Consider the following 15902-nt stretch of genomic DNA (forward strand, 5'->3'; position numbering starts at 1 on the left):
TCTGTTGCGTGTGACCGATGACGCCTCTCTCAGAATAGCGGCATATAAATTGACTGAGGGGCTGGAGCTCAAAAGCGGAGGTCGCCCGTAGTTTGAACAATGGCAACTGTCAATCTCCCGTTCGGCTGTACGCAGACCACAGCCGAAAGAAACTTGGCGAGATCAATCCGACACTCATTTTCACTAACTGTTATAGGGCAGTGGTGTCCCTGTCTGAATATTCACAGATAGCGTCCCCCCGGCGCTAGTATATCAGCACACATGTCTCAGCAATCTCACCCCTATCGCACGAACCGGGACCTCTTCTCCAACCACTACCTCACCGAGCATCTCCGGCAGACTGAGCCTTGGGAGGAAGCCGGCGAGGACGAAGTCCGTGAGGCGTACGACGAAATTCGCGATCTCTGGGAAGACAAGCAGGACCGCGTCGCGGACTACAATGAAGCCCAGCTGGAGCGGAATTTCATCCGCCCCATCTTCGACATACTCGGGATTCCGTTCGAAATCGAGGAGACGGTCATGCGGAACGCCCGGCGACCGGACTACGGCTTCTTCCCGAGTTCGGAGGCGGCGGATGCCGCATTCGATCGGGAAGACTTCTACGAAGAAGCAATCGCTGTCGCCGACGCCAAACGGTGGGGTCGGAAACTCGACACCCGTGGTGAGGAGAAACGCGACTTCGAGAACCCGAGCTACCAGATCCACGCCTACCTCCAAGAGACACCACCCCAGTGGGCGGTCCTGACGAACGGAGAGCAGTGGCGGCTCTACTACGAACCGACGAGCCACCGACTGGACTCCTACTACGAGATCAACCTGCCGGAACTCTTCAAGTTCGTCGAAGGTGACGGTGGCATCGAGGATTTCAAAGACTTCTATCTCTTCTTCCGACAGCAGGCGTTCCTGCTTGACCGATCAGGCGATTGTTTCCTCGACAACGTCTACGACGAATCCAGCGTCTTCGCGGAAGCAATCGGTGAGGACCTGCAAAACAACATCTACGAGGCAATTCGCGTTCTCGCGGAGGGATTCCTTGATACGAACGACAACCTCGGTGAGGACGACCTGCCGCTGGTTCACGACAGTTCGCTCATCTACCTGTACCGTCTCATCTTCGTCCTGTACGCAGAGAGTGAGGGACGCGACCTCCTTCCTACTGACAACGACATTTACAGTAATAGCTACAGTCTGAACGAGCTGAAGCAGACGGTCGCCGACAAGCGTGATCAGACGCAGCAGCACTATCAGACCTTTCAAACTCACCTCTGGGACCGACTGGATGAACTGTTCGTCCTCATCGACCAAGGGAGCCAAGGGAAGGATATTCCGCAGGATCAACTCTACATCCCGGCCTACAACGGTGGTCTATTCCGAATTAATCCAGACCCGGACGACAGTGCGGAGGCCCAGTTCCTCGCGACGCACGAGGTAGACGATGCTCACCTCGCAGAGGTAATCGAACTAATGACGCGACGTGACGCCGACGAGGGTGACGGCCAGGTTTTCGTCGACTACTCCTCACTCGACGAACGGCATCTCGGGTCGATATACGAAGGGCTGCTGGAATACAAACTCGATATCGCTGACAAACCATTGGCAGTTGAGAATGGTGAGTATACAACAGCAGATTCTGATGAGGAAGTTGCTGTACAAGAGGACGAGGTATATCTCCAAACAGATGACGGGGAGCGGAAGGCCACAGGATCGTACTACACACCAGAATATATCGTCGAATACATCGTCGAAGAGACTCTTGGTCCGCTCGTCGACGATATTCGAGAAGATCTCCTTGCACAGGATCCGTTCGACAAAGAGGGTGGTGGGCAGTTTGCGGAGGACTTTGCAGAGCGTGTGTTTGATCTCAAGATACTAGATCCCGCAATGGGTAGCGGGCATTTCCCGGTTAACGCAGTTGACTACCTTGCACGTGAGATCATTGACGCCCAAGAGCGTCAAGACCAGCAAGCAGCTCGGAAAGGGAATGAAGAAGCGATCAGCGAGCCAATGACTGAGGAAGGCGAACTCCGAGATATCAACTGGGCACGTCGACAAGTTGTCCAAAAATGCATCTATGGTGTCGACCTGAACCCGCTTGCGACGGAACTTGCCAAAGTGTCTCTGTGGTTGCGAACGCTCGCTGCTAAGCAACCACTTGCGTTCCTTGATCACCACCTGAAGACTGGTAACTCGCTTGTCGGCTCAGATATTACGGTCGTGCTGTCGGATGATAGTGAGTCAAGCAGCGGACAATTGACACTGAGCCAGTCATTTGCGCGAGCACGCCAGCAGACTTTGGGTCACGTAATGGATCTAATGCAGGACCTGCTGTCGATTGAAAACGAAGAACTGGCGGACATCAAATCAATGGAGGAGCTATATGACGAAATTCAGGACGACCCACTCTACGGTCGACTCTTTGAGATTGCGAACGTTCATACTGCCGAGCAGTTCGGCGTCGACGTGCCCAAGGGCGTTTATCAGGAGATGGCGGGTGCGATTGATGATGTCGATGCTTGGGCTGCAATTCAACAGAAAAGTTGGTTCACATCAGCGCAAGCATTAGCTGACGAGGAGGACATCTTCCACTGGGAATTAGAGTATCCAGAGGTGTTCTTCAACGAAGATGGCGAGAAACTGGATGAGGCAGGGTTCGATGCGGTCATCGGGAACCCTCCGTATGTAAATATCCAGAATTTACGCTCAAATATAAAATCACAAGTAGATTATTTCAATTCATACTACCAAACCTCAACTGGGAAATTTGATATTTATGTTGTATTTTGTGAACGGGGGCTATCTTTGTGCTCTACAAATGGGTATGTCTCATATATAATGCCAAATAAATTTTTCACAGCTGATTATGGCGAAGGATTACGTTCATATCTTAATGATGGACGATATATCCGTCAAGTTGTTGACTTCGGAGATAGTCAAATTTTCCCAGGTCTTTCTACATATACTGGAATATTTATCCTTGGCGATAATAGTGGAGATTCTTTCAAATATATAAACTCATCACCAAGAGAGCTTCTTTCATCTGGTGGCCTAGAGCTAAAGAATTCATTTTATGAAACGTTGCATAGTGAATATTGGATTTTCTGCTCGCAGATAGAGTATGATATTCTTAATAAAATCGAGGGGATTGAATCCTCTAAAGAATTAACAGAAGTAACACAAAGAATCTTCCAAGGCGTGAATTCTGGGAAAGATTCTGTTTATATCCTGGAACCGATCTCAAACGCTGGTGATCTAACGTTAGTCAAATCTAAATTGACTGGTGAAGAGCATTTAATAGAGACTGAAATTCTGTTTCCTATCTTAAAAGGAAAAGATATTGGACGATATGAAATAAGCGATGCCGAGTATGTTGTTTTATATCCGTATAAATCAGAAAAATATGGGAAAACAGACCGTAGGCCGCTTTCAGAGGAAGAATTGAGTCAAAGTTATCAAAAAGCTTGGGAGTATCTTAATATTCCAGAGGTAAAAAGCGAATTAAAATCGAGACAGTATCTGATGGATGCCGTAGAAAGTGAAGGGGCTGGCTATTCGTATTGGTATGAGATGTGGAAACCACGCCGATTAGAATGGATGCAAGATAAAAAGTTATTAACACAGGTTCTAGCAAAGCGCACATCATTTGCACTTGACTATACTGGCGAATATTTCTTTGTTGGTGGTGGTACTGCTGGTGGAAATGGTATTGTGATTGATGGTGATGAAAGATATATTCAATCGCTATTAAATAGTAAAATCACAACCTTCTATCTCAAAAAGAGGGCAATACCATACCAAAATAATTACTTTTCCTTTGGGAAGGGTACAATCAAAAACTTACCAATAATTCTTGAAGAGCACTGCGACCAGAGTGATAAACTATCTAATCTATCCGCGAAAATGTCTGATTTGAATAGGAAAAGAGGGAATCTTAATTTGAACCTTCTAGATCACCTCGGCTCTTATTCTGGTGGCCAGACCCTCGCCGACATTGGTCTGACCCAACCCACAAGTGGCTCTTCGGATTCGATCCTCCAAGAGACGACCGAGGAGAAGCCAAACCTCCGGGTTGGCGAGGCCAACGTGGTCCGAGAGTCCGAGACCACCGTTGAGGTCCTGTTGAGTGCTCGTTATAAACCCGAGGATGAAGACGCCTACGAGACTGACCGGTGGGGATACACCGAAACCGATCTCGAACCAGCACTGCGGATCACTGACATTACGACACAGGAAGCCGATCTGATCAAGGCGTTTGTTCCAGTAGCCGTCGACAAAGCTGGCGGATTTGCTGAGTTTCGGGAGACCGCAACGAAAACGAACTCTTTGGTCGACCGACTACGGAAATTGACACTTCCTCGTATTGCAGACGTCGAAGATGGATTGACGAGCTACGTGCAAACTAAACAGCGAGCCGACAAGATAGATGCGAAAATTGAGGAAACCGATTCCCTGATCGATGAAATTGTCTACGAACTATACGATCTAACCAATGAAGAAATCGAAATTGTCGAGGATGCCGTCGCTGGCGACTAACGAGCTGTCGCCTTTGGTATGTACTGTAGCGTGGTAGCGGCCTATAGCCACGACAGTCTTGTGTTCAGTTCCTGCAAGAATTCGGATCGAATCTCGGCACTAGGCGGGAATACTATTTGTTCATCTTCTCGTTCAGCAATCGTTTCCCTTAGGAACGGATGGGCAGGCTCAAACGAAGGACTGGTACGGATCTTATGATCGTTATCAATGGTGAAGAGATGTGCGTCGAATGCCCGGTGGTGGAGTGAGTTCAGCACGAAGACGTTCTCCGGATGCTCGGCGAGTTCAGGCCGCTGGCTCCGGGGCAACACGTGAGCCAAGTCGAGCAGGGCCGCTTCTCGGATGCCAGTCAGAGTACACGCTTGGCCGTACCGCTCAAATGTTTCAGCCCTGAAAGCCTCGCTCACAACGACCTCTGGTTGCTCGTAGCGTCGGATTGTTCCTCCGACAGAATCGAGTAATTCCCCGGTCGGCCACTGCTTGACGTCTCCGGTTCTCACCCACTGTTTCCAGACATCCGGTGCGTTTTCAGAACTATTCGTCCGTGCACGGTTGTGGAGCCAAGAGACTGGAACAGACTGGGTGTTGAGTATCGAGAAATGAAAGAGGTAATTGGGAATCTGCGTGCCTGAATCATCCTGGTATGAACGAATTTCGAGGTGGGCGGGAACACACAGACCACAGAATTCAACGACTCCGGATTGTGGCTTTCTAAATACGAGGACTGGGGGAACTTCCTCGCGCCGACCTGAAGCCTTCCTGTCGAAGGCTTGCTTGATTTTATCGTTCTGCTCAGACTCGTCGTAGGGATTACCTTCCTTGGCGTCTCCCCAGTAGCTGATATATCCGGAATCGACTGCGAGCGTGTCATCCCACGGGTCATCATGCTGTGAGACGCCTTTGTCGTTCGAGACCAGAACCAGTGCGGCAGGTGTGTCGGAACGGATTGTCCCGAGGTCTCGAATCCCACCGACGTTCTTGATACCGCTATCTAGAGGGCCTCGGATCCAGCGTAGAAATTGATCCTCGGTCTTTCTGTAGCTCCCAGTATCACGGTAGCTTTGACCGATTCTGAACGCATGACTCATTGTCTTCTATTTAAAGCCCAGCACGTGAAATATCTACTTGTGGACAAATCATCACTGTGGAACGTCTGCTGAGGTGAGTTGAACCCGACTTCGCGAAGAAATTAAGGGGGCGTGTCACATCCAGTTTGAGCAGTGACTGATTGCGACTGTGGATTCGATGTCGGCGACCGCGTGAGCTTCGCGGGTGGCGATGGTGAGGTGGCGAAGGTGAACCACCGACCCAGTGGCCAGTGTTTAGTGACGATATTAACAGATTCAGGACAGGAAAAGCGACCGAGTGCAGTAGTCGAAAAAGTCGAAGGAAGCGATTCACTGCTCGCGAAGCGTCAGTTCGACAAGCCCGAGCGGTTCAACCTCCGCCAGCGCGCCGCAGAGATCGACCTCGCACACCGGCAAGACCGGTTCGTTGCTCTGGAGAGTAGTCGGATTGACATCGCACCGCACCAGGTGAAGGCAGCCTACGAGATTCTCACCTCGTATGACCACCGGTACCTGATTGGCGACGAAGTCGGGCTCGGCAAGACCATCGAAGCGGCCATCGTCATCGAAGAACTCGCCGCTCGGGGGCAAGCCGACCGTGTGCTGATCGTTGCTCCTGCGCCACTCACGACGCAGTGGCAGGAGGAACTCCGCGAAAAATTCGACAGCAACTACGTCATCTACGACCGAGACTACGTCCAGGCGAAGCGCGGCGCTCACCCCAACAAAAACGTGTGGACGCACGACGACCGCATCATCACGTCTATCGATTTCGCGAAGCAGGACGATATGCTCGCGGCACTCAACAACCTCGATGAAGAGTGGGACATTGCAGTGGTCGACGAAGCCCACCACCTGACAGCGCGCCGCGAGGGGAAGCGAGGCGTCAACAAGATTGACCGGTACCGAGTCGGCGAAGCAGTTTCGCAGAACTCCGATGGACTCCTCTTCTTGACCGGGACTCCACACAAAGGCAAACGGGATCAGTTCTACTTCATGGTTTCTCTCATTGACCCCTATCGGTTCCGTGACGAACACGACGTCAATAAGGAGGGTCTTCGGGACCTGATGATCCGCCGTCTGAAGAGCGAAATGTACGAGGCCGACGGCTCGAAGATGTTTCCAGACAAGAACATCGAGACGCTACCAGTCACGTTCACACCCGAGGAGCGAGAGCTCTACGAGAACGTCACCGAGTACATCACGGAGCATTACAACCTCGCCCACAGGGAGGACAACGACACTGCGGGCTTCGCGATGGTCCTCTATCAGAAGCGACTCGTCTCGTCGATCCACGCCATCAGGAAGTCGCTCAAGAACCGGATGGAGTCCATCCAAGCTGGTGGTGCGGACCTAGGTGACCTGTCTCAGCTCACTAAGAGTCTCCTGCCGCAGTATCGACAGGACCCCGAGATGCTGACCGACGCCCAACGAGAAAAGGTCGAGGAGGAGCTCGGGAGTGTGGCAGCATCTAATGACCCGGAGAAGGTCAAACAGGAATGGCAAATCGTCCGAGACCTCTACAATCAGGCGAGGACGATCGACGTCGACTCCAAGGCCGAACAGCTACGCGAGTTCGTCGACGGCGTCCTAGCCGAGGACCCCGACGAGAAGGTACTCATCTTCACAGAGTACACGGACACGCTGGAGTACCTCAGAGACCGGCTTTTCAGCGAACACGACGTTTCCCAAGTGTACGGCGACCTCTCACAACCTGAGCGGAGGCGCCAGCTGAAGAAGTTCGAAAAGGAGGCCAACATCATGCTCGCGACGGACGCGGCCCGGGAAGGGCTGAACCTCCAGTTCGCGCACATCATGGTCAACTATGACCTCCCATGGAATCCGACGCGAATCGACCAGCGCATCGGTCGGCTCCACCGCTACGGGCAGGAACACACAGTCGAGATCCGAAATCTGTTCGTCGACGATACGCGGGAGAGCGATATCCTCGAGCTTCTGCTGAGAAAACTCGACGAGATCGAGGACACATTGGGCATGAGTTCGGATGTCCTCGGGCTCGTGCTGGAGAACGTCGACCTCGAGGAGCAGATCATGACCGCTATCACGCAGAAGGATGGGGCGGATTCGATTGCTGCCGACCTCGATGCGATTGTCGAAGACCAGGAGGAGGCAGTTCGCCGCGTCGACGAAGAACTGCTCATCCGCGACCGGTTCGACCTGAGTGAGGAGGACCGGGAAATCCTCAACATCATCGACGAGAGTGCAGAGGACACGATCAGCGAGGCGGACGTTGAATATCTCGTCCGGACTGTGTGCAACGAGTTCGGTGGGCGGATTGTCAACGTGCGGTCCGGCCCCGCCGAGGACGGTGGTGACGTATTCGACCTCGTCGTTCCGGACCCAATCTCGGGGGGCGAAGTAATGGATCGGTACGATGCTGCGACGTTCGACCGGAAGAACGCAGTTGAGGACGAGTCACTCGAATTCATTGCTCTCGATCATCCGGTCGTCCGGTCGATGATGCAGTTCTGTTTCGAAAGTGATGCCGTCGGGGGGCAGACCGCCGTTCTAACTGGAGGTAGAGACTTGGAAACACCGGGACTGCTCTGTCACTTCCGGGTCGGATACCTCTCGGGGACTGGCGAGACGGTCACCGAACGACTCGCCAAGGTCTATGTGACACCTGACGGGGTGGAGAAGACCGGCGACATCAACATCACTGGTGGTCTCCCGCCTTCCGCCGCCAACGACTATTCCGCCGTCGAAGCGATTTCTGCGTGTTCTGACGAGCTCGTGGATCGGGCGGAGGCTGTCGCGTGGGAGGTCATAGAGGATCTGGCAGCAGAAGCAGGAGAAGAACGACAGCGAGAGGCCCGCATTCGACGCGAGCACACACGGAAATACTTTGAGTACCGGATCGACGATCTCAAAGACCGGATCGAGCGCTTCGAGGAACGCGACACTCAGCCGGATGAAGACATGCGTATCGTCCTCGCGAAGGCACGGAGCCAGCTCAAGGAGTTTAAACAAGAGCGTGATGCGGAGCTGGCGAAACTTGAGGAGGAGGAACAGGTAATTCCTGACGAACCAGAGCTCATCAACATGGCCGTCGTTATAGATGCCTTCGAGAGTTAGACACCGCCCTAGACCCCTAGATCCCTTCCACAAATAATTGCTTCTGGGATCTCTGGCGTCTGCGTGCTGCTCTGAATCGGTTACTTTTCGGTCCACAGGTAGCTGAGCTGATGGCGTCGAGAGTAACCAAGAACGGTAGCTGGGCCTAGAATAGATTCCATCGAGAATGCATGGTTTTCCGATTCTCGTTCGCCCGCAGTCACTCAGAGATGATAATGCACACCACAGGTTCAAGTGCTGTACTTACAAATAAAATTATGATAATTGAATGCTATTTGTGTTTGATATTGGGAACTAGTGAGTATGAGCGTGTTGAGAAACTGCTTGAATAATCAGTTTCTGTCGTGATTTCTGAGAACCCGTCGATATTTTCTGAAAGGGGTTCATGTGTACTCCTATGGTGTTTGATACGGTTGGTGAGATCGACGCCCCTCCTTTTGAGACAGTTACTGCGGAGACAAGCATACGTGATGTGATCGAACTGATGCTAGCACAGCAGTACTCTCAGGTTGGAATCACCCGTGGTGGTGAACTCATCGGAGCTGTATCGTATCAGTCGATTGCAAGAGCGCTGCTCGCAACTGACGAACTGTTCGACTCACCAAAGAGGCTGAGCAACCGGACAGCTGAACTCGCAGTCGAAAGGCCACGGATAGTCGACCACAATGATGAGTTCAATACTTTGTTCAGCATTCTTGGCGAACGCTCATACGTACTCGTGGACTCCCCAGACGGATACAGAATCGTCACTGACTACGACATCCGCGAGTTCTGGAGGAAATCAACCCAGCCCTTTCTGCTGATTGAAGGAATTGAGAACGCCATCCGTAGCATCATTCAGAATGTGTACGGCGATGAGGTTCCAAAGGTGTTGAGAGACCTTTCTTCGGATTCTGGCCATCTACGTCTCGTTGAGAGCCTCGATGAGTGCAGCTTCAGTCACTACGAGTTCCTGTTTTCGAAAAACTGGGACGACGGGTTCGATGAGTTCTTTCACGAGCAGCAGGACTTCGTCCGACAGCTGGTCAGCCGTATTGGAGAACACCGCAATCGTCTCTTCCACTTCCGTATAAAAGACCGGAGCGAGCTGGATCTTGACATAATCGAATTTGCCCACGGATACATCACCGCTGTCGCTGATAATCCGCGTCCTCAGTAGAGCCCCCGAGATATCACTCAAGAACTTCTTCTCTAATCGCATGGCCTACAGCGTGCGCCAACCGTGGTGGCACAGCGTTGCCGACGAGCCGATACGCGCTTGTACGGCTCTCGGGGAACCAGTACGAGTCACGAAATGACTGTAACCGCGCGGCCTCTCGGACAGTCAGCGATCGTGCTTCTGTAGGGTGGATAAACATGTGGCCGTCCTTCTGAATATGCGCCAGAATGGTTGATGACGGCTTGGAGGGATTTTGTTTCTTGTACTTGTCTGGGAAGACATCGTCGCGGTATGGCTGGAGCTCTTGGCTCACATCTCCGATATTCCATCCGACACCGTGCCCAAGCAGCTTGTAAATTGTAAGGTCGAGATGATTATGACCTCGACAGCTGTGATTGCGGAGCGTCTGGTCGTCCCAGTCTTCATCCTCCGGGATATCGCGTAACCATTCTTGGTATGGTGAAACCGGAGGAAGGGTGTATTCCGTCGCTTCTCGTGGCGGCATCTCTCCGCCGGGTGAAACTGGTGGTAGATCCATAATTGCGTCTGCAACAGTCAGATACGGTCGTTTGACTGTATCACCTCGATTGAAGTGGGGAACAGCTGGTTCGGTATCGAACGTAGTTTGAGAAGACTGTTTAAACGCCCCAGGGGTGCTCCGGACCTGCATGGTTTGTTCGGTCTCGTTCTTTGGTTCACGGTGTGTTTTCAACTGGTGAAGGTCTGGTAGTGTATCGCCCTCGCGTGTCCCAATGAAGAATACCCGTTTTCGATGTTGGGGAACTCCGTAGTCAGCTGCATCGACTACTTCCCAGTTAGCGTGATATCCGAGTGTATTCATTTCTTCAAGGATGATCTCGGGGACTGGAATTTCCTTGCCGACTGGTTCTCCAGCAGACGCTGAGTCTATCGGTAGAGATTGTTGAATCGTGTCTGATTCGACGATTGCGGTATCGCTGAGCAGACCGGTAACGTTTTCCATCACGAAGGCTGCTGGCTCAAAGTAGTCGACGTATCGGAGGAAGTCGCGGTAGAGTACATTTCTATCGTCTTCCTCGGCCGATCTGTCTTCCAGTGATCCAAGCTTTGCCCGTCCAATAGTAGAGAAGGAAGGACATGGTGGCCCGCCCGCCACAAGGTCAAGCATCCCCGGTTCAATGTCGGGTCCGTCTAGTGCAGGGTCAGTTTCACGGATGTCCTCTTCGACTACATGACTGCCGTGGTTTCGCCGATAGGCTTCCACAGCAGCAGTGTCGCTGTCAATCGCCCAGTAGACATCGAAGCCCGCATTCTGGAGTCCCCGTGAGAGCCCTCCTGCCCCACAGAACAAATCGATTGCAGATGGCCGCTCTTTCATTGTTTGTAAGATTATGAGACACCGCCAAAGCAGTTCGGAACTAAGGACGCTTCCAGATCTATTGGTGGTGAGACAGAGAGCGCAGTCACCCAATCTGTTGGACACCGCGATATCTTTAGCTCAAATTGCCGTTTCCGAACCGAATTAACTGACCGACATTATTTAATTGGCCCGACCAGTGTTTTGCTTATGTCGACTGAAGACGATCGGGATATCCCTCCCCAATCTATCGAGAAGGATGGACACCACTGGGAACGTTCTAAGTTTGACAAAGACAGTTATCAGTGGGTTCGGGAGATGTCGGATGACGAATACCCTTGGGACTCAGAAGATGTTCCGCTCGTTGGTACCGATGTGCCGATAAGAGTCGTTTCACTCCAATACTTCGACAGCGAATGGCATGTAGAGGCCAGTGAAACCGCTGGCCCCGACTACCACCGACCCGGGTTCACAGAACTTATTAGTGCGGAATTTTCTCACTCAACATCTGATCTCGGAGAGGCTCGGGAAATGGTTGACAAATTTATCAGTCAACTCTCTTAACTCCTTTCTGACGTATAATTTGCATTTCAATGGTAGACCCCAGCAATCGATGGGTACCCGAACGTTTGGGATGTATGTTCAAGAACCAAATGCCTCGTCTAGTTTCTTGTACATCCTCCTTCGCCGAGCTTTCCGCTCCTGATCCCTCGACAAGTAATTCCGAAGCACAACCTCGGTTGACGAACTCCCCTGATCTTCAGCTACCCCTTCCAATCCCTCTAGAACCTCCCCAACAGCTTCCTGATACGCCGAGTACCAGAACCGCCGTCCCATCTTCGGAGTTGGTGTCTCGCCATCGACGACAACACCAGCAGTGTCAGCAAGCTGTTTGAACCGACGACGTATCGTACTGACTGACACGTGCCCCGTCGACGATGACCGAGACGGGAACAGATACCCATTCCACGTCTCACGGTCAGAGAGCGCATCAATCCGATCAGCGACGACGTCCACACCGTACAATAACGTCACCTCACCCGGGCCGTTCTTTCGCTCTCCATCACCGAACGACAAATGAGGATCTTCAGCATCCAAGACCACTTGGTCGACGTGCAACGCAGCGACCTCCGAGGGTCGTAACCCCCAGCCAGCAAGCGCAACGACGAGCAACTCCGTTTCAGGAGAATCTACCTCTCCGTAGATGCGGCGAACCTGCGACGGAGACAACGCCTGTGGGTCTGGCTCACCCGCTTCCCAACCGAACTCTTCACCAGCCTCGGAGAGCGGATTGTACTTCGCATACTTCCGGCGCTTGACGAACGCGTACCAAGCTCTCGCGACGTGCAGATACTCGAGCTTCGACCGATCGGTCGATAGCTCCTCGTCGAAGACGTCGAGGACGGCGAGGCACCGCTCTATCTCTCGTGGTTGCTGGTCCAACTCAGACAGCGGTTCGAGCAACGCATCAGTCTCGTGCAGTTCTCGATACGTCCGGACCCACTTCGTCAATCTCGTCCGGTGGGTCTCGACGGTACTCTTTGCACGTCCACCACGAGTTTGTATCGAGTTGAGGTACACTTCTAGAGCGTTGACAGTAGGCTCGTGGTCAACGTTCCACTCCCACTCTTCAGACGTCTCGTCTTCGAGACCGACGACGTCAACGAAGAACTGCTTAGGCGTCAGGTCGTGATGCTCGCGCAATGCGTACGCGATGCCACTGTATCCGTGTTCGGTGAGCCACTCGTAGGTCGGGACGTCGCGATCCTCGTCGAATCCATCGCGATAGCGCTTCGGTGCGATGTCTTGCCAGTAGACGTCGACGAGTTCGTCGAGGCTCATCTGGGACCACTTGTAGCGCTTTTCTTTCGTCTCGTTCCCTGAAGCCACGTCTTCGCCCTGCAAACCCTGGGAGTCGGACTGCTGGTTCACGCCTTCTCACCTGGGAGTAACCCATTCACCGCGTGTTGGGGTGATTCTGAATGTGGGATTTTCATTACTCACCGACTTTCTCACAGTGAGTTAATACTTTGGCTTATGCGGGAGTGGGTCGTACACAACCGCAATTAGTATAATTGGGCCAGTAAGAGGCCAAACGCCCGTATATCGTATGTCGCAATACAGAATTTGATTCGGTGCCGGCCTCGCACAACTTCGGCGGATGGAAGTGTTGCGTGCCTTCTGTTCAAGCACTACAACGATGAAATAGGAGCAGTCTGTCGATTTGCACTTATGTCACTTAGAAAATATTTCCAAGCTTTCTCAGCGTGATTGATCCGAAGAACGCGAGACAGGAGCCTAATCAAATTCAAATAGGGTGAAAATAAGACACGCAACAAAACCCAAACTCCGAAACTGTGGGATTGATACATCGCTAACCCTGGAGTCTCTATATCGTTTTCAAGGCGAGAATCTCCGTCGAGTACGTGAACCCATCGTACACCTCGCAGCCGTACCACTCGTGCCATCGTATCGGTCGACGGGACTCACAACCCGAGTTCCGGTGCCACACGAAGATATACGACCCCTTCGAGATACACGAAACCCGTGAGGGTGACGTTCTATTTGCTTATCTCAGTGGACTCGGTTTAATCGAGAAATGGGAGTCGAATACTCTCAGGTAGAGAACCCAGTATTTCGTCAAATCGATTTAGTTGATGAGCGCGTCGAATCGAGTAGTGTAACGATTTGCGATAGCTGTAGTACTGCGGTCGAGTAACAGTAAATTGCGGTCCCGAGTGGGACTCAGAGCTCAAGTCAACCAGAAATGTAGATTGCGCACGTCCAGTCCCCTTCCACCCTCTGAATTCTGTTTTGATAAAACGGGTGAAAAACATCAGTGGTTTTCGTGGTCCGGAACCACATAGTATTGTGGAGTACGAGATTGGGGGCGACGAATTGGTCAGCACGGCCGTTGTGCGTGCAGTGAGCGCAATCGAAGGTCGTGTACCATGTTCTCTCCGACCGCTATCGGATGTCGTTGATCCGACTGCGTTAGATACGTTGTTCGACCCGCAGTACGACGGAACACCTCGGACAGGTGGGCGCCTCTCGTTCGTTTACAACGATTGTCACATCACGGTTGACAATGGTGAGTATCTCACTCTTCAGTTGCTCGAAGACCGTTTCTGCGACGAACGAGATCCAGAACCCACCGACAGTTGCTCCCGCTGAAGGATTGGTCAGTAGCCGCTCGTCGCTAGACCACTACTTTGGGTCACGAGCGGTCAACAACCCTTGAGACATGAGCCGTCGGGAGATTACGACGAGACCATTCCCGAACCCTTCGCCGAAGATTGCTTGTTCCTCTTTGCTGCCGGGCATGATAGAACTCACGAGGATCGTCGAGCGGTCAGTCAGGAGGAGTCGGCCGATTGCCGTCTCGTCTTCGGAAGTGTTCTCGCCGTGTAGCCACTCTAGACCAGAGATGAACGTCGTGGCGTCCGGCACCGCCGTTTGGATCTGGTCTTGAAGCGACTCCGTCAGCGCGCCGATGAGAAGATCGACCCCGTTATCGACATCGTTGAGTCTGGCAACGAGATCCTCGGTCAGCAGTGACTCATCGCCCAGTACCAGCACAATCTCCTCGGATGCTTTCTCGATGAGTTGGTCCGTCCGATTTTCGATCGCGTCGCGCCCGGACATCGCCCACACCTGCTGGACGGGTCTCTCGTCGTCTCCGTCGATGATTTCGACCGTGTCCAGCGCATTGTGGAGTCGATCGACTCGGTCTTCGTACTGGTCGCGTAAGGTCTCGGTCGCCTCGTTGAGCGGAACCGCCCGGAACTGCTGGGGGCTCGAATGCTGGATCTCGACCAGGCCTTGCGCTTCCAGCACTCGAATCGCATCGTACACCCGCGTTCGGGGAACCTCCGTCATCTCACTCAATTGCTTTGCTGTTCCCGTGTGGAGACGGGACAGGCCGACAAAACATCGCGCCTCGTATTCTTTCAAGCCAAGTTGCTGGAGGACTTCGATTGCGTCCTCCAAACTGTCAGTAGTAGTCATGTGTCCCAACCTCACGGGGGGTTCCCCAGTGATTCTCTAATTAGTTTGCTCCCGACACGGATAGGTATTGTCACTCAGTTTATGACGGTGAATGTGGATGAGTCGTGAGATGGGAAGTATAACCGTCTGAATCCACCCCAGAGACGGGTTCGATAAAATTATTGTGAGTATCATAGTGACAACTGGGGAATCTGGACCTCACACCATAGAAGTACAGATAATCGAGATATAAGCTTGTCACCCGTTTAATCACAAAAGATATATGGCGTGTGAAGCCCGACCACTTCATCGGCACGCGGGCCAATTCTGTGTCCCACCCACCGCACTGCTTCGTTCCGCTCGGACGCTCTCCGTGGCTGGGCTCACAATGACCCACATCCGCCTGACCGATGAGTAACAATCCAGACGAGGACCCACAGTCCGTCGCAATCGAGCAACTCGAACGGTTCGGGTTGAGTGCTTACGCCGCGCGGACATTTGTCGCGCTTGCTAGCCTCGGCACGGGGACCGCCAGAGATGTCAGCCAAGTGTCTGAGGTGCCACGCACTCGAGTATACGACGCGATCGACGAGTTACACGACCGGGGACTCGTCGATATCCTCCAATCGTCGCCCAAGCAGTTCTGGGCAATCTCCGCCGAAACCGCGAGTGGGACATTCGTACACGAGCTAGAACACCGCGCGGAACTCCTCCAGACGGCGCTCAG

The 15902-nt window shown here is 52.7% G+C and carries 10 protein-coding genes; 6 read left to right on the forward strand and 4 right to left on the reverse strand.

Annotated elements, in window-relative coordinates; translation table 11 throughout:
- Window positions 1–261 precede the first annotated feature (261 nt).
- Entirely contained in the window at window positions 262–4530 is a 4269-nt protein-coding gene (locus tag ACK509_RS15770; RefSeq protein WP_410767512.1) for an Eco57I restriction-modification methylase domain-containing protein, read from the forward strand.
- Between the two features lie 41 nt (window positions 4531–4571).
- On the opposite strand, the gene ACK509_RS15775 is transcribed toward ACK509_RS15770, so the two are convergent.
- The gene (locus tag ACK509_RS15775; RefSeq protein WP_410767513.1) at window positions 4572–5618 is read right to left on the reverse strand and encodes an HNH endonuclease; all 1047 of its coding nucleotides are present in this window, start codon (window positions 5616–5618) and stop codon (window positions 4572–4574) included.
- Window positions 5619–5750: 132 nt separating this feature from the next.
- Between ACK509_RS15775 and ACK509_RS15780 the strand changes: the two genes are divergently transcribed.
- Entirely contained in the window at window positions 5751–8693 is a 2943-nt protein-coding gene (locus ACK509_RS15780) for a DEAD/DEAH box helicase (RefSeq protein WP_410767514.1), read from the forward strand.
- Between the two features lie 397 nt (window positions 8694–9090).
- Window positions 9091–9852 carry a CBS domain-containing protein gene (locus ACK509_RS15785; protein WP_410767515.1) on the forward strand — a complete coding sequence of 254 codons (762 nt, stop codon included), beginning with the start codon at window positions 9091–9093 and terminating at the stop codon, window positions 9850–9852.
- A gap of 13 nt (window positions 9853–9865) precedes the next feature.
- On the opposite strand, the gene ACK509_RS15790 is transcribed toward ACK509_RS15785, so the two are convergent.
- Window positions 9866–11209, reverse strand: coding sequence for a DNA cytosine methyltransferase (locus tag ACK509_RS15790; protein WP_410767516.1), 1344 nt, complete (start codon window positions 11207–11209; stop codon window positions 9866–9868).
- Between the two features lie 189 nt (window positions 11210–11398).
- On the opposite strand from ACK509_RS15790, the gene ACK509_RS15795 reads away from it, so the two are divergent.
- Window positions 11399–11752 carry a hypothetical protein gene (locus tag ACK509_RS15795; protein WP_410767517.1) on the forward strand — a complete coding sequence of 118 codons (354 nt, stop codon included), beginning with the start codon at window positions 11399–11401 and terminating at the stop codon, window positions 11750–11752.
- Window positions 11753–11830: 78 nt separating this feature from the next.
- On the opposite strand, the gene ACK509_RS15800 is transcribed toward ACK509_RS15795, so the two are convergent.
- Entirely contained in the window at window positions 11831–13030 is a 1200-nt protein-coding gene (locus ACK509_RS15800; protein WP_410767527.1) for a tyrosine-type recombinase/integrase, read from the reverse strand.
- Window positions 13031–14059: 1029 nt separating this feature from the next.
- Here ACK509_RS15800 and ACK509_RS15805 point away from each other — a divergent pair.
- Window positions 14060–14362, forward strand: coding sequence for a HalOD1 output domain-containing protein (locus ACK509_RS15805; RefSeq protein WP_410767518.1), 303 nt, complete (start codon window positions 14060–14062; stop codon window positions 14360–14362).
- Between the two features lie 33 nt (window positions 14363–14395).
- On the opposite strand, the gene ACK509_RS15810 is transcribed toward ACK509_RS15805, so the two are convergent.
- The gene (locus ACK509_RS15810) at window positions 14396–15196 is read right to left on the reverse strand and encodes a TrmB family transcriptional regulator (protein ID WP_410767519.1); all 801 of its coding nucleotides are present in this window, start codon (window positions 15194–15196) and stop codon (window positions 14396–14398) included.
- A gap of 389 nt (window positions 15197–15585) precedes the next feature.
- Here ACK509_RS15810 and ACK509_RS15815 point away from each other — a divergent pair.
- Window positions 15586–15902 (forward strand): TrmB family transcriptional regulator (locus ACK509_RS15815; RefSeq protein ID WP_410767520.1); only part of this gene is annotated, 317 nt, incomplete at its 3' end.

This window comes from Haloferax sp. DFSO60 (assembly GCF_046557615.1).
GTDB lineage: Archaea > Halobacteriota > Halobacteria > Halobacteriales > Haloferacaceae > Haloferax.